General features: G+C 51.7%; 17 protein-coding genes and 5 pseudogenes. 6 read left to right on the top strand and 16 right to left on the bottom strand.

The window, feature by feature from the left end; all coding sequences use genetic code 11:
• Window positions 1-90: 90 nt before the first annotated feature.
• The 3 genes and pseudogenes from gtgE to ACLJR2_RS21770 all read left to right on the top strand — a co-directional run.
• Window positions 91-330: pseudogene (gtgE, locus tag ACLJR2_RS21780) on the top strand (virulence effector protease GtgE); the annotation flags it as partial.
• Entirely contained in the window at window positions 315-614 is a 300-nt protein-coding gene (locus ACLJR2_RS21775) for a hypothetical protein (protein WP_031603423.1), read from the top strand. The pseudogene gtgE and the gene ACLJR2_RS21775, both read left to right, overlap by 16 nt.
• A gap of 68 nt (window positions 615-682) precedes the next feature.
• Entirely contained in the window at window positions 683-1,309 is a 627-nt protein-coding gene (locus tag ACLJR2_RS21770) for an SOS response-associated peptidase (protein ID WP_000334547.1), read from the top strand.
• A 131-nt stretch (window positions 1,310-1,440) separates the two neighbouring features.
• Here the strand turns inward: ACLJR2_RS21770 and ACLJR2_RS21765 are convergent.
• Together ACLJR2_RS21765 and sseI are read right to left on the bottom strand one after the other, a co-directional pair.
• Window positions 1,441-1,859: pseudogene (locus ACLJR2_RS21765) on the bottom strand (IS66 family transposase); the annotation flags it as partial.
• Between the two features lie 97 nt (window positions 1,860-1,956).
• A complete protein-coding gene (gene sseI, locus ACLJR2_RS21760) occupies window positions 1,957-2,925 on the bottom strand; it encodes an SPI-2 type III secretion system effector SseI (RefSeq protein ID WP_001534738.1) in 969 nt (322 codons plus the stop codon).
• Window positions 2,926-3,181: 256 nt separating this feature from the next.
• Between sseI and ACLJR2_RS21755 the strand changes: the two are divergent.
• Window positions 3,182-3,400 (top strand): annotated as a pseudogene (locus tag ACLJR2_RS21755) (tail fiber assembly protein); the annotation flags it as partial.
• Window positions 3,401-3,478: 78 nt separating this feature from the next.
• Here ACLJR2_RS21755 and ACLJR2_RS21750 read toward each other — a convergent pair.
• A pseudogene (locus ACLJR2_RS21750) lies at window positions 3,479-3,589 on the bottom strand (hypothetical protein); the annotation flags it as partial.
• Window positions 3,590-3,624: 35 nt separating this feature from the next.
• Between ACLJR2_RS21750 and ACLJR2_RS21745 the strand changes: the two are divergent.
• Window positions 3,625-3,726, top strand: coding sequence for a PagK family vesicle-borne virulence factor (locus ACLJR2_RS21745; RefSeq protein WP_223230078.1), 102 nt, complete (start codon window positions 3,625-3,627; stop codon window positions 3,724-3,726).
• Window positions 3,727-4,036: 310 nt separating this feature from the next.
• Here the strand turns inward: ACLJR2_RS21745 and ACLJR2_RS21740 are convergent, their stop codons facing one another.
• From ACLJR2_RS21740 to ACLJR2_RS21705, 8 genes and pseudogenes are all read right to left on the bottom strand, one after another.
• Window positions 4,037-4,555 carry a tail fiber assembly protein gene (locus ACLJR2_RS21740; RefSeq protein ID WP_000421115.1) on the bottom strand — a complete coding sequence of 173 codons (519 nt, stop codon included), beginning with the start codon at window positions 4,553-4,555 and terminating at the stop codon, window positions 4,037-4,039.
• A 14-nt stretch (window positions 4,556-4,569) separates the two neighbouring features.
• Window positions 4,570-7,248 carry a prophage tail fiber N-terminal domain-containing protein gene (locus ACLJR2_RS21735; RefSeq protein WP_001534724.1) on the bottom strand — a complete coding sequence of 893 codons (2,679 nt, stop codon included), beginning with the start codon at window positions 7,246-7,248 and terminating at the stop codon, window positions 4,570-4,572.
• A 53-nt stretch (window positions 7,249-7,301) separates the two neighbouring features.
• Window positions 7,302-7,544, bottom strand: coding sequence for a hypothetical protein (locus tag ACLJR2_RS21730; RefSeq protein WP_000178826.1), 243 nt, complete (start codon window positions 7,542-7,544; stop codon window positions 7,302-7,304).
• A 38-nt stretch (window positions 7,545-7,582) separates the two neighbouring features.
• A complete protein-coding gene (locus ACLJR2_RS21725) occupies window positions 7,583-8,365 on the bottom strand; it encodes a phage tail tip protein (protein WP_231907116.1) in 783 nt (260 codons plus the stop codon).
• Between the two features lie 119 nt (window positions 8,366-8,484).
• A pseudogene (locus tag ACLJR2_RS21720) lies at window positions 8,485-10,933 on the bottom strand (host specificity protein J).
• Between the two features lie 71 nt (window positions 10,934-11,004).
• Window positions 11,005-11,709 carry a tail assembly protein gene (locus ACLJR2_RS21715; protein WP_001576012.1) on the bottom strand — a complete coding sequence of 235 codons (705 nt, stop codon included), beginning with the start codon at window positions 11,707-11,709 and terminating at the stop codon, window positions 11,005-11,007.
• Window positions 11,607-12,344, bottom strand: a complete 738-nt coding sequence (locus ACLJR2_RS21710) for a C40 family peptidase (RefSeq protein WP_000606354.1) — start codon at window positions 12,342-12,344, stop codon at window positions 11,607-11,609. The genes ACLJR2_RS21715 and ACLJR2_RS21710 overlap by 103 nt, the downstream gene beginning before the upstream one ends.
• 9 nt (window positions 12,345-12,353) lie before the next feature.
• On the bottom strand, window positions 12,354-13,049 hold the full coding sequence (locus tag ACLJR2_RS21705; RefSeq protein ID WP_001152416.1) for a phage minor tail protein L: 696 nt from the start codon (window positions 13,047-13,049) through the stop codon (window positions 12,354-12,356).
• Between the two features lie 89 nt (window positions 13,050-13,138).
• Between ACLJR2_RS21705 and sodC1 the strand changes: the two genes are divergently transcribed.
• Complete coding sequence (sodC1, locus tag ACLJR2_RS21700) at window positions 13,139-13,672, top strand: superoxide dismutase [Cu-Zn] SodC1 (RefSeq protein WP_000877926.1); 534 nt, start codon at window positions 13,139-13,141, stop codon at window positions 13,670-13,672.
• A gap of 116 nt (window positions 13,673-13,788) precedes the next feature.
• On the opposite strand, the gene ACLJR2_RS21695 is transcribed toward sodC1, so the two are convergent.
• From ACLJR2_RS21695 to gpG, 5 genes are all read right to left on the bottom strand, one after another.
• Window positions 13,789-14,286: an Ail/Lom family outer membrane beta-barrel protein gene (locus ACLJR2_RS21695; protein WP_000725267.1), complete on the bottom strand. Its 498-nt coding sequence runs from the start codon at window positions 14,284-14,286 to the stop codon at window positions 13,789-13,791.
• A gap of 98 nt (window positions 14,287-14,384) precedes the next feature.
• Window positions 14,385-14,717 carry a phage tail protein gene (locus tag ACLJR2_RS21690; RefSeq protein ID WP_000978295.1) on the bottom strand — a complete coding sequence of 111 codons (333 nt, stop codon included), beginning with the start codon at window positions 14,715-14,717 and terminating at the stop codon, window positions 14,385-14,387.
• The gene (locus tag ACLJR2_RS21685; protein ID WP_010989010.1) at window positions 14,714-17,701 is read right to left on the bottom strand and encodes a phage tail tape measure protein; all 2,988 of its coding nucleotides are present in this window, start codon (window positions 17,699-17,701) and stop codon (window positions 14,714-14,716) included. Before ACLJR2_RS21685 ends, ACLJR2_RS21690 begins: the two co-directional genes overlap by 4 nt.
• A gap of 79 nt (window positions 17,702-17,780) precedes the next feature.
• A complete protein-coding gene (locus tag ACLJR2_RS21680) occupies window positions 17,781-18,110 on the bottom strand; it encodes a phage tail assembly protein T (RefSeq protein ID WP_010989009.1) in 330 nt (109 codons plus the stop codon).
• Window positions 18,107-18,505: a phage tail assembly chaperone G gene (gene gpG, locus ACLJR2_RS21675; RefSeq protein ID WP_000478859.1), complete on the bottom strand. Its 399-nt coding sequence runs from the start codon at window positions 18,503-18,505 to the stop codon at window positions 18,107-18,109. The genes ACLJR2_RS21680 and gpG overlap by 4 nt, the downstream gene beginning before the upstream one ends.
• Window positions 18,506-18,543: the final 38 nt, after the last annotated feature.

The raw sequence follows: 18,543 nt of genomic DNA, 5'->3' as shown, positions 1-18,543 counted from the left end.
TGGCTTTTTAGTGGTTGATGCAGGTTTTGTCATGTGAGTCACCTCTTACTTGAGAGTTTACTCACTTAGTCGCGTGTCCACTATTGCTGGGTAAGATCAGAGTGCATTGTAGGCTATGATAGTGAAGTGAAAAAAGTATTAATTTATGATTCAATGAATACCTCACCTGAATGGCAATCAAATATTGATGTCTATGACAAGCTTACCTTAGCATTCAATGATAAATATAAAAATGAAGATTGCAGTATTTGTGGTCTTTACTATGACGGTGTTTATGAGCCAAAACCTTTACACTCCTCCTCCTGGAAAGACTGGTGTACCATTTTATGATAGTTAACCTTTACCAAGATAATTATTCAGGCTACCGCCAACATGGGGGGTCGGAGGTTCAAATCCTCTCGTGCCGACCAAAATTCCCCTTAAAAACCAGCCTGTCAGGGCTGTTTTTTTTATGGCTCAATTTCCTACGGGGAAGCTATGGGGTGAAACTGGGGAATAAAGCCGTCGAGATTCGACGCAATTTGCGATTGATTCATCAGTTTGCTCACTGCTCAGTTTCGGAATTCATCAATACACAAATTTTCATTTCGAATTACTGTATAAATTCCCTGTAAATCATTACCGGAGCGCGCCACATTTTCCCCCTGCCCTATACTTTCAGCCTGACGACTGGCGGTTTCATATGTGTGGACGCTTTGCACAAGCACAGACCCGTGAAGAATATCTGGCATATCTGGCCGACGAAGCCGATCGTAATATTGCTTATGACCCTCAGCCTATAGGCCGGTATAACGTGGCGCCCGGGACTAAAGTCCTGCTATTGAGCGAACGCGACGAGCAATTACATCTCGACCCGGTGATTTGGGGTTACGCTCCCGGATGGTGGGATAAAGCTCCACTTATTAACGCCCGTGTCGCGACAGCGGCCTCCAGCAGAATGTTTAAGCCACTATGGCAGCATGGCCGGGCTATCTGTTTTGCCGATAGATGGTTCGAGTGGAAGAAGGAAGGCGACAAAAAACAGCCGTATTTCATTCACAGAAAGGACGGGAAGCCGATATTCATGGCTGCCATTGGCAGTACGCCGTTTGAGCGCGGTGATGAAGCAGAGGGATTTCTGATTGTTACCTCCGCAGCCGATAAAGGTCTGGTAGACATTCACGATCGTCGCCCGCTGGCACTGACACCGGAAACTGCTCGGGTATGGATGCGCCAGTTCCTGGAACCACATTCTAAGTCAATAACATACCGCGTCATACCTGCGCTCACACGTCCCATGATGCGAAAAGATACCAATCCATGCCAATAGTTAAAAACGGATGACTGTCCCGAATCCGTCCCACCTGCCCTATCCCACAAACCGGCGTTCAGATGCTCATCAAGAAAACCACCTCACCCTCATAACTCAGTAAGCGTCCCGTTTAGGACGTAGCGTAAGGATTATTTTACGGTTTCGAGGTTCCAGGGCAGCAGTTCGTGCACCCGGTTCGATGACCAGTCGCTGATTTTCCACAGCACGTCGCGTAACCATGCCTCGGACTCCACGTCGTTTAGTTTGCACGTACCCAGCAGGCTATAGATGATCGCCGCTGCCTCGCCGCTCCTGTCTGAGCCGAAGAACAGATAGTTACGTCGGCCCAGCGCCACGCACCGTAAGGCGTTTTCACAGATGTTGTTGTCGATCTCCACCCGACCGTCGCAGCAGAGGACACGCTCAACGCATCACACTGCTTCAGCATGTAACCGAACTCCTTCGCCATCTCCGCATGCACCGACAACGTTTTCAACTGCGCCTGTATCCAGTCGTACAGCGACTGGCTTTTCTCTTTCCTGACCGACAGCCGTGTTTGCGCCGGGCTGTGGACTCTGTCATCTGTGATAGTGTCCATCAAAATTTAAGTGGACACTATCATCGCCGGATTGACAGGGTTCTGACAGACGTCCTCCACGGTGCGCTTACATTTTACCTATTAAGGAATATTTTTGCTTTTTAAAGGTATTAAACCATCTCGGTGATGTAACAAAAACTTTCCCTGCCATAGATTCTGATTCTAATTCTCGTGGTAATGCATCATAGGCATTAGCTGCTATACTTGAATTACTAAAATCAGTATAATAAATAAGTTTCCTTCTTGTTGCCATTCTATATTTACAAACCCATTCATCTGCTGAAAGAATTAATGGGCCATTCAGATTACTCATACCTCTATTTTCAAACTGATGGGCTGAAACATCAAACACATAGTCTTTTCCTTCTTTATTTCCAACCACTGCAAAATGATTTGTTGGTATTTCCTCTGTTGGTTTATCCCAGATAAATATACCTCGATAACGAATATTATCGAACCCTTTTTCATTCATAAAATTGCTTACAGGAGTCATTAATGACTCACACTGCCCTACCGGATTCATTATTTTATTATTTATAATTGGATTCTGTTTCAATTCCTCCAGATAGGCCGCAGCATCAATATCACTGGTTAGGTTGTAAGTTATATCTGTGCGTTCCACTCCCGGTTCTGTTGCCATGGTTAAGTGATGTGTTTCACTGTACCCCTGGCAATTTACGGTATAGTTCCCGACGTCATCCAGGGTGACTGATAATATCTCCTGACTGTCTTCATCCAGAATACAGAAGTAGTTTTCCCCGTGCAGGCCGGAATGAATGTTTTCCTCCCATCCGTCATACGCGAGCGTCCTGAGCAGTTCAAATCTGCTGACCACATCCTCCCGCGTCGTTCCGGCCGGCGGGTGACAAATCGTCCAGATGCACCCCAGCGCTTCAGTCTGGTGCGTTGAGCAAAAAAATTCCTTCATTTTTTCCCAGGAACTCATTTCAGGGGGGGTATCAGACCAGGCAATACGATAAATGCGGCGGTTACTGATGATGGCGGGAAGACATCCGCTTCCAATATGAAAGGGCATAACAAAAAACCTTTATAAATTTACATATAGTATCTGTCCGACAGACATCATCTCTTCCTGGTCTTAATTTCACAATAAGGTTATCGGCGGATTCATGGTCGTCCTGCCATGGCGGGCTTCAGAAGGTGCAGAAGAAAAATCCGTTATGATGACCGGATGGCGGGACTGTCATTTTACAGCTAAGTGTCGATTTTTTCAGGGTCGCTTTCCACGATGACCAGATCATCCGGTATCAACGCCCGGCGTTCAATTTTGGCAGGCAGAAGTCACCCGGCAGAAATTACTTAACGATTCAGATAATGCCATTAAGGACTGGCGCACAGAATTAACGCTGGGGATTATCAGTGATGAAAATAAAGCAGCTTTGATTCTGCCGATGAATTATATCAATGTTCTTAAATCGCTGGACTTAACAGGTGTTTCAGATGAGGCCACCTTCACAGCAATCAGGTGGCCTTCATTACCACAGGAGTGATTTACTGGCTATCGATATTCCTGTTCATCATTTTTAGGTCATCTACACACATTCATTCTGGCTGAGTTGAAATATTGCAAAAATATTAATGTTTATTATTTTTTCTTTAAGTAAATTTTCGCTCAATAAACTTAGTTGTTTATTCAATGACAATGAAGTATGAACTATGCTGGAAATGAAGGAAGTCAACAGTAAGGATAGTCTGAATATTCACGGGTGATATTATGAGACATCGTATATTTTCCCCATTGCTTCTGGTGTTGTCGGCTACAGCCTTTTCGGCATCGGCGATGGCCGCTAGTGATACAAAACCCCCCACCAGATAATACAAAATCCGCCTCCAGTGGACTGCCGCCAATACCCGCCCCATTTATTCGTCCCCCCTGGTGTGACAACTGGCCACCAGATATAGAAAAACCACCGGAGTGGTGTCAGATTTGTGGTTGTTAATTTTTACAGAAGGCTGTAACAACCATATCAGTACTGATGGTATATCTGGTTATTATGCTTCATCAGTTCCTCCTGAACTGAATATTACTTCAGGCTGGTGTATTTTATTAACGCCAGCCTGTTTTTTCACAACGTCATATTACTGACTTACTGGCCCATGCCTCCTGAGAAACCAGCCAGTAGTTATTACTGTGGTAATGCAGGCCACCTGATTGCTGTGAAGGTGGCCTCATCTTTCACATCGCTCAAATCCAGCATTTTCAGCGCCCTGATATAGACCATCCATTTAGTCAGGCTTGCCCTATCATCGTCGCTGATATCCCCCAACGCCAGTTCGGTTCGCCAGTCGACAATGGTGCTGTTAGCATCGGTAAGTAGCTTCTGACGTGTGGTTTCGGCTTTTGCATGATAATCAACGGGAACAGCGACAACAGCGCCGTTCGAATATTTCCAGTCGCCATAGATATTAAATCCTGCAGGTAACTTGTTAACCTCAACAACTGAAAAACCAGCCGGATAAAGACGAGAGACATCTTCTGATACGGAACGGATTATATTTTCGGAGTCAATACACAACTTATATTTTTTCGTGAATTTACTCAGCGACTCATAAAAATCCTGACCATCTTCACTACGAAAATACAGAAAGTTGTTATCATAATCCGGGTCATCAGGAGTGTATCTGGTTACGTTTTTTAATTCCATTATAGTTTCCTTAATCATCCATTAATTGTACGCCAGCCATTACCCACCCACATTTGCAACGGTCGATACGCAAATGTCACACCGTATGCTGTTGTTGGGTCATGTCTGGCTTGTGTTAAAAAGCAACCAGCAGGCGCTTCTGCAGGTCCATATTCATCTACTTTGCCCGGCCATACTGGGGCGCCACGCTGGATATTCTGGACATAACGATTATCTGATTCGCCTTTTGTATATACGTTTCCTGATGTTAAATAACGGGCGTCGAAATTACCGTAATTATCCGGAATAACTTGTCCATTAACAACAAACTGAATACTGCCATCGGTATTACGCTGGCTGTATAAATGCCATCCCTGGTCGTCATCCAGCTCAATAACTGTTGGTCGATTTCCGTCACCCCACAAATTAAATTGAGCATTCAGCACGGAGTTATTTGAGCTAGTCATGGTCATTCGTTTGGCATTGCCTGCGCGAATGGCCCCCAGAACCTGCATTTCACCGGGAGCGACACGAACGGTGTGCTGGCTATTCGCAAACGTATCCAGTATCCCGTCGCCATTCTGTTTAAACCCGGTATCGTTATCGCCAAATACAATTGAGCTTCCACCCAGCACATTATCAGTACCAATGCCTAACGCACCGTTTAGCCGTCCTCCATTAACTGACAGTGCCTCAACGTCACCGGCTGTGGGTTTCATCATGCTGTTATACAGCGTATATGTCTGACCGTTCGTAGCGTTGGCAGGCTTTGTTTCTGAATATTCTGGAGCGCTATATAGTGTGACATTTGCATTACCGGTGTAATCATATTGCGCAATTAACCAGTACGCATACTGGCCGATATTAATATAAATATCGTAGGTGTCGCCTGATGTATTAACCCATGCGACCTCGTTAGCAGAAGAAGGTGAACGCATCCATAATGTGGCGGTTATTCCAACAGGCGAACCATTACCGGCACGCAGAACCAGTTCACTGATAGCCGCTTGCTCAAATGATCCAACGTTATACCCCGAACCTCCGTAAAGCTTAATTACTGCTGTCGATGTGGCCTGCGGCATGAAAACAGTGGCGATTTTGAACCATCCCGATTCACCAAATGTAACGCTGGTAGAAGTCACAGCGCCGATAGTTCTCGCAAATCGCGTTTTGTCAGGAATATCACCGCCGTTCTGCGATTTTTGCATGGCGCCGGCGGCGCTATTTATGGTTTCCCGTAAACCAACGTATTCGATAAGACCGTCAACGCTTTTTCCTGACAGCGCCGTCAGTGTATCGTCCAGCGGCTGCTTGCCCGCAATCATGTTAGTGATAGTGGTGGCAAAATTAGGATCGTTACCCAGCGCGTCAGCCAGTTCTTTCAGCGTGTCCAGCGCTTCCGGCGCAGAACCAACCAACTGTGCCACTTTCGCAGCCACAAACGCTGCCGTGGCAATTTCAATACCTGCAGCTGTGGTTTCCGGCGTTGGTGCTGTTGGCGTACCAGTCAGTGCCGGACTGTCCAGCGGCGCTTTGGTCTGTACCTCGTCCATGACAGCATGGACCGCCTTTGGCGTGGCTGCCAGCGCTTCGCTGTCACTGTCCGTGGCGCTGCTTAACTTAACGATACCTTTTTTCGTCAGGCTGGCATCTTCCAGGGAAATCACGTCCGCGATATCTTCTGCCCGTTTTGCGGCATCTTCTGCTCTGGTGGCTGCTGCTCCGGCAGCAGTACTGCTTTGCGCCGCCAGTGATGCGCTGGTATCAGATGCGGCGGCGTGAGTGGATGCCTCCGATGCTGATGACGAGGCGGCTGTTGCGCTGGCCGCTGATGTACTTGCTGACGTTGCTGCGTTTGTCTCAGATGTTTTTGCTTCGGCTGCCGATGCGGCTGCCGCCTTTTCCGACGCTGCCGCCGCAGTGGCTGACGCACCTGCATCACCGGCACTGGAAGCCGCCTGCGTTTCTGACGTCTTCGCGGCGGTTTCGGATGCTCCGGCGCGCGCTGCTGATGTCTGCGCCGCCGTCGCGCTGGCGGCTGCGGCAGCAGCTGAATCTCCGGCGGCAGTACGGGAGGCATCTGCATTCGCTTCAGATGTTTTCGATGCGGCTGCCGATGCGGCTGCCGCCGTTCTGGCTGTGTCAGCCGACGCCGCGCTGGCTGATGCCTCCCCGGCTTTTGTGGTCGCCGTACCTGCGCTGCTCTCCGCAGATGCTGCGGATGAGGCTGCCTGTATGGCTGATACTTCTGCCGCTCCGGCTGCATTCACTGCTGCCGTGGCGCTTTCCGATGCCTGACCTGCTGATGTCTGCGCCTGTTCAGATGCCTGCCCTGCGGCGGTGGCATTCCGCGATGCCTCCGATGCCTGGCGGGCAACTTCTTCCACCATCGCCTCAAAACGCCGCAGCGCCTCCGGGCGGACGTCGTCTTCCGTCATGGCCCCCAGAAAATCATTCAGGGTGCCCGGCTTTGAATCATCGTAAACCGTAATAACTCCGGCATGTGACGGGGGATACCCTTCCACCAGGAGCGTGACAGTGTACTGCCCCTGCTCCACATCCATGCTGTAGCGCCCGGCGTCATCCGGATTTTCCGATGCCACCGTATTCACGACCACCGTCGTACTGGTCCGGCAGGCCTTCAGCTGAATGGTGCAGTTCTGTACCGGCGTTCCCGTAGCATCTTTCAGTACGCCGGAAATAAGTACTGGCATATTACCTCCATAAAAAAGCCCGCCCGCAGGCAGGCTTCAGATTCATTCACATCTCAGCACTGATTATCCGGGTCACGTAAATATGCCGGCAGAGAACACTGGACGCTCCGCGTGATTGTTTTTCCCTTTGCCTCGCGGTGCTGTTTCTGCCCACGGTCGGTGCCGGTATAAATCCGGGTCTGGTTTTCAATATTGCTGTTGCCGCTTCCTCTTCCGTTATCGGCAACGGCAGCAGTGGAGAATAAAACGGACAGGGAAACCCCTGCCGCCAGCGAAATTAAGCGCGACATAGTCATATCTGTTCCTTGTTAAACGAAAGGGACCGGAAATCCGGTCAGTTTGTGAAGTTGTTCCCCGACCGGGAAACCATCACCAGCGGCCAGACGGAAGCAGACGTGGTGTACTGCCCACGAACCCTCAGAGAGACGCTGATATCCACGACAGGTGAAGTGGTGTAGACCGAAAAGACGACGGTCTGATACATGGCCGGAATACCTGCGGTATACGGCATAACCTCCGCCGTTTTCACCTGGCCGTTAATATTTATCGTGACGGTGATGGCACCGGAGCCACCATTACGCTCACAGTTAGCCATCACCGTGATGGTTTTCCCAATCTGATAGGTGGCGCTGTCGGTATACCGTGTTGAGGTGCTGCGTTCGTCGTTCGTCGCCCTGATGCTCACGCCCTGCATGACTTTTGAGCCGCAGATATCACCGACAAACTCTCTTGCTTCTATCACGCCAGAAAACTTACCGGAGGTGGCATTGATTTCTCCCGTAAACGAGCCAGATACAGCGTTGATATGGCCGCTGATATCCGCATTTTTCGCAGTCAGCTTTCCATCCGGCGTCAGGGAAAATGCCGGAGGATTCCCGCCACTGGTAATGGTCGGCGCGCTCAGGTATTTCAGGAACGCCTCGTTCATGATTATCTGGTCGCCCTGCATGACGAATCCGGGCGTCTCGTTTCCGTTTGCCGGGTTAATATAAGCAATGCGATCCGCCGCCACCAGGAACTGGCTTATCTTCCCGTCAGGCGTGTCTTCCATGCTCAGTCCAAGTCCGGCCACATAATATTTGCCGTCTTTGGTCTGCTCTATTTTGACGCCCCACATGGCGTTCCATTTATCGTTAGCGTCCTGCCACTCCTTCGAAAACTGCTGCAGTTTGCTGGCGTTATCCTCCGTCAGGTCAATTTTTTTCAGCAACTCCGTACCAAGATACGTCTCCGTAATCAGTCCCTTAAAAAAATCCAGATACCCTTTCGCGTCATCCCCCGGACGTCCGGATGCTTCCGCAAATACTGATTTTCCAGCCAGATTTACACTGCGCACGTAAAACCAGGCATCATGCAGTGGTTTCAGTCCATCCTTTATCCAGAATGACCCGACGCCCAGATACTGTGCTTTTGACTGAATATCGGCGGCAGTCGCCAGTTGCGTGGCGGAGTACCAGAACTCATACTGCACACTGGCATCGTAGACAGTCTGGTGCGGCGTCACCGTTATCTGAAAATAACCCGGCGTCATCTCAATCGTGGATGGCGCTTCCGGTGCCTGAATACTGAATGCCACGGACGCCGGTTCACCCTGCTGCCCGTAACCGTTTATTGCCCTGACTGTCAGCGTGTAGTCACCCAGTGGCAGTTCGTGGAAGGCGTACTCCGTTTCGCTGGTCGTCGCCGTTGTCACCAGACGAACCGGATCGCCCTCGTTCCCACTGCCTGTGGTCAGCCTCACCACAAAACGCACATCTTTTACCACCCGCGGCGTGCCCCACTTCGCTTTGGCCTGATACAGGGTACTGTCGTTATCCGTGCTGACTGTCAGATGCTGCACAGCGGGCGGAATAATGCTGTTGGTGGTCCCCGGTAACGGGTCAAAGTGCGCCCCGTTGTCCACGATGGACTCTTTTTCCGGAACGTGCTGCAAGGCAGTGATGGCGTATGTGCCGTCGTCATTCTCCTTAATACGCACGCAACGGAAAAGGCGGCGCTTCAGGGAGGGCAGTTTCAGCCCCCAGATACTGTATGGCTGCACGGTTTCCGGCAGGACTTTCGTTACCACCCGATCCGGTGCGGGCTGCGACTGAATCTCCGTACTGAACGGCTTACCGTCAGGCCCGACAATATTCAGCGTGGTGGCGCCGCTTTCCGGTAGTGTTATTTCCCGGTCAAGCGTCAGCGTGCGGGTGGAAATATCCAGGTCAGTGATACGCCCACCGACCGACGCCCCGGCGTAATCGTTGTCGCAGACCTCAATAATATCGCCCGGTGTATGACGCAGACCTTCCGCACCGACAGAAAAATCCACGGTCTGCGTTTCCAGCAGCTCCGTCATCATCACCCACAACCCCGTCCGGTGCGCCTGTCCACGTGAGGTACAGCCGAACGCGTCCATTTTCAGCAGATTGCGTCCATAACGGGCCTGTGAGGCATGGTCTTCCACCAGCTCCGTGGAGGTTTGCCAGCCATTCAGCGGATCGGTGTATCTCACTTCTATCGCGTTATGGCGGTCTTTCAGGGCACTGAAGCTGTATTTAAAGCGCCCGCCCACCACGTTACCGTTGGTGTAGGTCCATGCTTTATCGGAGGGGCGGTCCTGGATGAAGGTCATTTTGCGGCCATTCCATACCGGCATACAACGCATCACCGAGCAGAAATCCGCCAGAACGTCATACGCCTTACGCTGGGTGGTAATATACGCATTAAGCGTCATGCGGGGTTCCGTGCCGCCAAATCCGTCCGGCACCGGTTGATCGCAGTACTGCGCGATGGCGTACAGCGCCCATTTATCCACATCCGCCCCCCCGATACGCCTGCCCAGCCCGTAACGGGGGTGGGTCAGTTTATCCATCGTGCACCACGCCGGGTTATTCGTGTACGCCGGTTTAAACGCCCCGTCCCACAGGCCGGTATATGTGCGGGTATCCGGGTCATAGTTTGAGGGGACCTGAAAAATACGTCCGCGCAGGTGGTAGTTACGCGTGACCTGCTGGCTGCCGAACTGTTCCGCATCCACCAGCAGACCGGCAACCGCTGTGCCAGGATAACCCTGCCGGATATCGATGATTTCCGTATACGACGACCACAGCGTTTTGTTCTGAAGCCTGTCGGTGGTGCTGTCCGGTGTCACCCTGACCATGCGGACACTGAACGGGCGCGGCGGTAAATTATCAGCCACTACCGATGCCAGATATTGTGTTGTGATCTTGCCGTTAATAGTGATATCAAATTCTGTGTTCCAGATCCCGCTACGCTGAAACTGTATCAGCAGATTCACGGAGGACGGGTTACGGTCCCCCTTGTCCGTGGTCTCCTGCAGCATCTGTACACCAAAGGTGAAGCGTAGCCGGTCGACATTCTCTGAGACAACAGTACGGGTAACGGGATTATCGTGTTTCACTTCCACACCCAGCACCGTTTCCGCGCCGGAAGCCTCAAAACCTTCCAGCGGTGCCTGTGGTGTCTCCCCCACCTGATATACCACGGTCACGCCGTGAATATTACTGTTACCGTCCGCGTCCACCACCGGCGTGTTATTAATCAGCACGCTCTGCAGACCGTTCACCGGGCCGACTATCGGTCCCTCACTGAGGGCATCAATCACGCTCAGTTGTTGTGTGGACTTCAGATCGTCCTTCGCCTCACGTGGTGTATGCCCCTTCCCTCCACCTTTGCTCATTCTCCTGGCTCCATAAATAACAAAACCGCCGTAATGGCGGTCATGTGTATCAGCTCATGTTGTCATGATTATCACTGCCGGATGACGACAGACGGTCTGGTAATCCCGCCGTCCTGCCGCGACGTGGTGTTTGCCTGTAACGGGGAGCCGATCACCACAACTTTTCCCGACGTGCTCTCATCCCGGGTACTCATCATCTGCGATATCACCCGTGACCCGATTTTCATTTCACCGTACAACACCGGCACCGGGTTCCCCTGGGCCACCATATTTTCCAGGGAAGAAAAGTACGTGTTCTGTTTCCCGTTATCTGTCTGACCCACCGTCGGTGTTTTGGGTACAGGTGTCAGCATCTGCGCCACACCACCCAGCGCCATACTGGTTCCTGCGGAAAACAATACTGCCGCCGCTACAGCATTCAGACCGGGAATAAATGACGCGCCAATCAGCGCTGCCCCGGCTACCACCTGCCAGATACCGTTTTTCGCTCCCGCCATACGCGGTACAATATGAACCACTGCCCCCGGCGGTAACGATTCGTTCAGTCTGGCAGTAAGGGTATCCGGCGCCATATCGCTCCCGGCAATCCGGACCTGATACCAGCCCTCATTCATTCGCTGCCGGAATCCGGGGAGTTGTATCGCCAGCGCATGTATGCCTTCCGCCGCTGTCTTTATGCTGAGGCTGATGCGCTTTCCAAATCGTTGTAAATCCCCGTAAAGGCAGATTCGCACCATTGCCGGTGCCGCCATATTGAGTGTGTCCGTCGTTGCCATTTGTCGTTATACCCCTCTCGTTTACTCAACTGCTCCGGAATATGGTGCAACAGTTCACCGTTGCCGCAGTAAATCGCCGCATGATTGGGCGTCGGTGAACCAAAACAGCAAATCAGCACGTCGCCGGGCTGCGCATCCTCCGGATTCACCCGGTAAAATCCCGCCGCCTCCAGGTGATCCAGATAGAGGCTTTTACCCTGACTCCACCAGTCATCTTCCCTATCGAAATCCGGCATATCAATCCCGGCCAGATGGTAGGCATCACGAAACAGCGTGTAGCAGTCCGTCACGCCATGCTCAAACTGCCGCCCGGTCAGGTGTGGCACGCAGCGGAACTGATGTATCCTGTTATCACAGACCAGCCACCAGTCCAGCCCGCTTTGTATCTGGAGGGTACGATCCGCACTGCTGAGACAGGGCTTACCGTCAGGATGGCTGTGTACCAGCGCCACGATGTCGCCGCGGTTCCGGGCATTCAGGTAATCCTCCGGGGATATACGAAAATACATCGTGGGTTCAGCAGACAGATTTTCACACGGAAAATACCGCTCTCCCTGTGCCGTTCTGACCACATAACCGCACGATTCCGCAGGCGCACACTGTCGGGCATGTGCCAGAATGTCATCGTTAATCATGGGAACCTGTTAAGACAGTTTGTTGATGGAAGCGAAAAATCCGGCATTCACCAGATTGTTACGCATTTCACAGCCTTTCATGCAGTGGCTGCATTTATCCTTTTTCGGGTCTGAGGTGGGCTTATCGAACTCATCGGCCACGGGCGGGCCGTCGTATCCGCAGTTTTCATCCCGGTAATCCCACGGACAGGAGTCCGCCAGCATGGTACGCCCCGGCACCACAGAACCGTCGGTTTCTGCCGGTGATGCCAGAATAATGGTAGCAGTTGATGAATCCAGTTCTGACAACTGCTCCACGTTATAGCGCGCTACCGCCTCCTGCTCCGGGTCAGCGCCCGGATTGCCGTTACTGAAATTCACCGCATCAAGAAACTTGCTGTAAACCTGATGCCTTACCACTGACGCGCCGACGAGACTTTGCAAATCCTCCGCCATCCCCGTGACCAGACCAAAGAGATTGGCAACAACGAGGTTCGGGCGGGGAGATGCGCCTTTCCCGTTCATCTCAAAATCCTGTACCTGTATCGGGTACGGTTCGTACTGCCTCCCCTGCCAGGTTAACGGCTCGCCTTTTTCGTTCGGTTCGTTACAGAAGAAAAAGCGCTCACCGCCAATCGCGGTTAAATCAAATTCCCACAAATCCACCTTCGCGGACTGCTCCGCTTTGGTGGTCTCGCTCAGGGTTTCCTGTGGTATATCCTGCATATATGAGAGATCCTTTATTATTTATCTTGCAAAAATATACCTGCTTTTATTAATGGTATTTACGATACAACCAAAAAACGAGGTAACTAATGAAATACACAATATTGTCGCTGGTAGCTGGTGCGCTCATCAGTTGTTCAGCAATGGCAGAGAATACCCTGACTGTAAAGATGAACGATGCCCTGTCCAGCGGAACAGGAGAAAACATAGGTGAAATCACAGTTTCAGAGACACCTTACGGTCTGCTTTTCACTCCTCACCTAAATGGTCTTACGCCAGGAATTCACGGCTTCCATGTCCACACAAACCCAAGCTGTATGCCGGGAATGAAAGACGGTAAAGAGGTTCCGGCGCTCATGGCCGGAGGACATCTTGACCCCGAAAAAACCGGGAAACATCTTGGCCCATATAATGACAAAGGGCATTTGGGGGATCTGCCTGGACTGGTTGTCAATGCAGATGGTACAGCCACGTATCCGTTACTGGCACCACGCCTTAAATCACTGTCAGAACTGAAAGGTCACTCATTGATGATCCATAAAGGCGGTGACAATTACTCCGATAAACCTGCTCCACTGGGTGGTGGCGGTGCACGTTTTGCCTGTGGTGTCATTGAGAAATAACAGCAACATAGCCATATCGTCATAATTTCGTTTTACCCATAAAAAAGCCCTCTCACTGGAGGGCATTAAATCTGTATCGATGTTAAAGGTCAGAAGCTGTAACCTACGCCAAGCACCTAGGTTCCAGCTTTGACGTCACTGTCAGCATCAGTGGAAAAACTTGTATGCTCATAAGACGCATTAACGGCAATATTTTCAACCGGGTTAAGCTGAATACCTGCCCCATAAGCAAAGGCGGTTTTATTGTCAGAATTTCCCCAGTTATCCTTAATATGTCCGTTTGCTGCACCAATCATCACGTAAGCATTCAGATAGTCGTTAAAACGGTATGAAGGACCAACAAGAAGGGAGGTATAATCAGCATCACCTACCTTATACCCATAGTTATTAACATCAGCCGAGGTGTATGTAACTGAACCCATCGCCCCGAATCCACTGTCCAGATCTTCCCAGTTATATTTGATGTTGGCACCGTTCGCATTACCGGAAAGCCAGCCGCTTAAATCTGTGTAGGCATATCCAATTGAAACGGTATTTTTATACCCTGCTGCGTTAGCCACGCCGATGCTACCTAACGCCAGACCAACTAAAACCGCCACGACAATCTTTTTCATAACATTTCCTTTTTTTGATTATTGACTGTGCGGGCTCAGTGAAACAGCAGCAGGTTAGAAAGTTCAATCATATTTATCGATCGTTTCGATCAAAAATACTAAGAAATAACCTGCTCAAATGTCGCGGTGAATGTTGTTTTCAGCAATCCCGCTTTCACACTCCATTTCCGGCAGACAACCTTAATCTGCCGGTATCCGTAAGGCGGAGTCCACAAAAACGCCTTCACACCGTTATGCTGTGACAAAAAGCCCTCCAGTGCCGGACCATCCTCCCGGTCAACGCGGATAGTCACACTGTATTTTTTCAGGTCATTATTGATCCCGGATGCACGCCGCTGCTCGTAGCCATCACCGAACCTCACCACCGACACCTGTGGTTCCGAATCCACCCCCATGTCCGGGTCAACTTTCCAGTGAAAGGTTTTCATCATCGATATGCCCCGCTCAGCCTGCCGCCGTCACGCCCCTGCTGCTGCACGAAATCAGCCGCCGCCTTTTTACCCAGATCATAAACCGCCTTCAGCGCCTGCGGCGTCAGTTCCGGCCCCGTGTTGCTGATTGCAATATGATACTGCGGTGCAAACATCGCCATCCCTCCGGAACCTGCTGCCACAACCCCCAGCTTACCGTCAGTACCGCGACGAAGCGGCAGTATAGCCTCCGGACCGGCCTCTCCCATTACTGCCGCCCCTCTGGCAAATGCAAAGAACGTCGGTCTGTTAACAATACTGCCGCTGTACTGACTGAGTCCTGCTGAGCGGTACACGCCGCCGTCCGCATTTGGAATGACCGACAGCGCCGCTGAACTGTATGCCCCGGATGGTGTACTTCCGCCTGCTGATGCGCCAAAGACGAACATACCCAGTACTGAACCCAACAGTTTAGAAGCCGCAATACGTGCCTCCATTTTTGCCAGGTCAGCCAGGATGGAGACCGTCAGGCTCCGGAAACTGCCCTTTCCGGTCACGGCAAAATTCGCGATACTGTCCGCCATGCCGTTAAATGCGTTTGTGAAAACATTCTCCGTCATGCCTGCCACGTTGCCCCCCTGCGCCAGAAAGTTATCCAGCGCCCGCGACGCGCCCTGCGTCCAGTCTCCCTGCGCAGCATCCACTTTCGCGTTATAATCCGCCCACTCAGCCAGTCGGCGATCGAGACTGGCCTGAAGTTCCTGCTCCGCCTGACGGTATTCGTCAGAACCGTATGTCCCTTTTGCCTTGCTGTCGCGCTTAAGCTGCTCCAGTTGTTCCTGGTAGTGCTGTTGAATTTTCAGATGCTCTTCGTACCGGCCACGTTGCTGATCGCCCATACCCATTGTGGCCAGCGCCAGTGCGTGCTGCTGCCTGACGCGGGATTCTTCGTCAGCGAGCTGGCTGGTTAATGTGAGCGTCTTTTTCTTCAGTTCATTAAAGGCATTCTGGTGTTGCAAATCCTGTTGTGAGATATCCAGCTTCTGTAGCGCAAGCGCTATTTCATCCTTATGTGCCAGTACGCTTTGTTCATCCGCCGTCAGTTTTTTACCGGACAAATCAGCGATGCGCTGCTGAAATGACAAAAGCTGCTTATGCGCTTCCGTCATTTTTTCGGTCGTGGAAAGCTTCGCGGCGGCAATCAGCCCTTCAGTCTGCGCCTGTTGCTGGCTGTACTGCAAAAGCAGTCGCCCGGCCTCGTCGTTGTAGTAAGCCTTTGGCTTTTCCTTCTGCCGTGCCATTGCTTTTTTATGGCGTTCGTTTTCACGCTCCAGCGCGGCATTGCGTACCGCTGCATCGGCATACTGCATGGCGGTAATGCGCGCCACCTCCCGTTGATGCCGCAGGGATTCAGTTTCATTATCCCGGTTCAGCGCGGCGTTCTGCTCGTTCCGGCGCTTCTGAGTCTTCTGATAATTACGCTCTGCCTGCGCCTTCGCATCCAGCAGGTCCTTCTGGCGTTTCTGTTCCTGAAGTTCGTTCAGTTGCTGCTGATCATATTCAGTCTGGGAGGAAGACACTGTCCATGGCGTTTTTCTGGCGCGCGCGATTTTTTCCTGCAGTGTCGCGATTTTTTCATCGAGCGTATCTTCCCGCCCGATATCCAGCATCCGATCCCACGCCCACTTCGCCGCATCACCCACGGCATTCCATGCCTTCTCGATCCAGCCCAGATTATCATGTACGTCACCCGCCCGTTTATTCATCTCTTCCGAATACGCGGACATGGCAATTTTCGCAGCATCAGCCGTTCTTCCCTGCTCACCGAGCACCCTGATTTGTTCAAGCTGGGTGGCAGTCAGAAAATGCAGTGCCCTGTCCAGTTCTTTCGCCGCGTTCACCGGATCATCCTGCAGCCGTTTAAACTGGCGGATGGTTTCATCCACTGACTGCCCCACGTTTTCCTGCATTCTGGCCGCGGTACGGGATACCATTGCCACTGCCTGCCCGGTAAACGCTCCGCTACCGACCACCTGGGTCAGTACTCCTGCCGCGTCGTGCTGCGTGACGCCATTTCCGGCGAGCGACTTCGCCATTTCATTAAGCTTGCCTGTGGTTTTTCCGGCGTAACTTCCGGTCAGAATAAGCTGTTTATTGAACTCCTCACTTTCTTTCGCCCCCTCATAGTACGCCTTACCCAGTCCGTAAACCGCCGCAGCCACACCGCCAACCAGCCCGCCGAGCATCATGCCCTTCGGCGACATCAGTTGCTCAATCCACCCGGCCCGGTTGGCCAGCGTGATACCGGAACCGCGAAGGGCGCCAAAATTTCCCCGTGCCAGTTCACCAATCAGTACGCCTATCTCGCGGCGCGCCATTGCTGATTTCAGTCCCAGTGCATGAGTGGATTTTGTTGCGGTATCCAGTTTGCGGATATAGACATCGGCGGCACTGCTAACCCCCAGTTCAGCCGCCTTCACCCGCAGCAACTCAGTACGGGAGAGGCCCTGTACCGCCGTCTGCTCTTTCAGTCGACGTATAAACTGTGCTTTTTTCTGCGTGGCCAGCGCCTCCGCATCGGTAAGTTCGCGTGTCTTTGCAGCAGCTTCAGACACCAGCGCCAGATAATCGCCCTGTGAAATATCTCCGCGTCCTTTCGCCTGTCGTACCTGCGCCTGGATACGCTGTAACTCCTGCAGACCACCGCTTAACTGTTTTACACTGTCAATCTGACGGTAAAATGCCGCTGCGGCTGCATCCTGAGCCTGTGCAACCACCGCTGCCTGCGCAGCTTCCGCCCTTAACTTCTGATTCAGGTCGACAGCCCTTTCTCTGGCCTCGTTCGCCTCACGCGCCAGTTGTGCCATAGCGTCACTCTGTGTGCGTGTGGCAACCTGTGATTGCGCCATAGCGGCACTGATACTTTTTGCCGATGCCGCCACACTTCTGGCGCTGGACTCCATACATCGCTTGATGCGTTTTTCAACGAGATCACTGCTGTCCACCAGCTTCCCCAGCCCGTTACTGGCAGTCTGAAGACCGGCGGCAACTTTAGCTGTATCAACATCCATGTTGATGACGATATCACCGACTTTCTGGCTCAAATCTCACTCCTCCCGGAATACCGACTGCCACTTCAAGCAGATCCTGCTCCGTCATGCTCTGTACCGCTCCGGGTAATGTCAGCAAACTGAAGTCCGCTGCATCGATTTCTTTCCCCGTCACCAGCATGAACACCTGCGCTTTCAGCGTGGAAAACTCCGCATCCAGCAGGGCATCACTGAAACTGTTTTCCCGAAAGAAATCAGCCCACTCACTAAGTTCAGTTGAACTCATTTCGTCCAGCATCCGGCGCCAGTCAGGCCGCCGGAACTCCCGGGCCAGTTGCCGGACAAAATGAAGCTCATTATTCAGGACTTTTCCGGCGTCATGTCCTCTGATTCATTACCTGAATCACTGGCGTTATCTTTCTTATCCGCAGACAGCCCGCTGAGCATCAGAACACTTTCTGCGCCTGCGTCCAGCGCCTCATACGACCACTTCGCCTGTACTGACTGATAAAGCGTGTCTGCATCCTGAGAAGAATCACCATTCAGAAGCGAGCGGGATACCAGCCAGGCATTAATTTCCAGTGCCATTTGCATATAAGCCACGCGCTTATCCGCTTCCGTCGTACCATCCATATCCGTGTCATATTTCGCAGTACGTTTCTGGATGAACTCCAGGTACTCAATACGTTGCAGGCCGGATAACTCGAACAATGCCACCGACGCATCCCCCCGGGTAAACGTCTCTTTCTTTAAAAACATGATTTATTCCTGAAAAAAATGCCCCAAAACAGGACGAG

Source organism: Salmonella sp. SAL03688, from assembly GCF_046551895.1.
In the GTDB taxonomy this organism is placed as follows: domain Bacteria; phylum Pseudomonadota; class Gammaproteobacteria; order Enterobacterales; family Enterobacteriaceae; genus Salmonella; species Salmonella enterica.
This window is presented reverse-complemented; position numbering and strand designations above follow the sequence as displayed.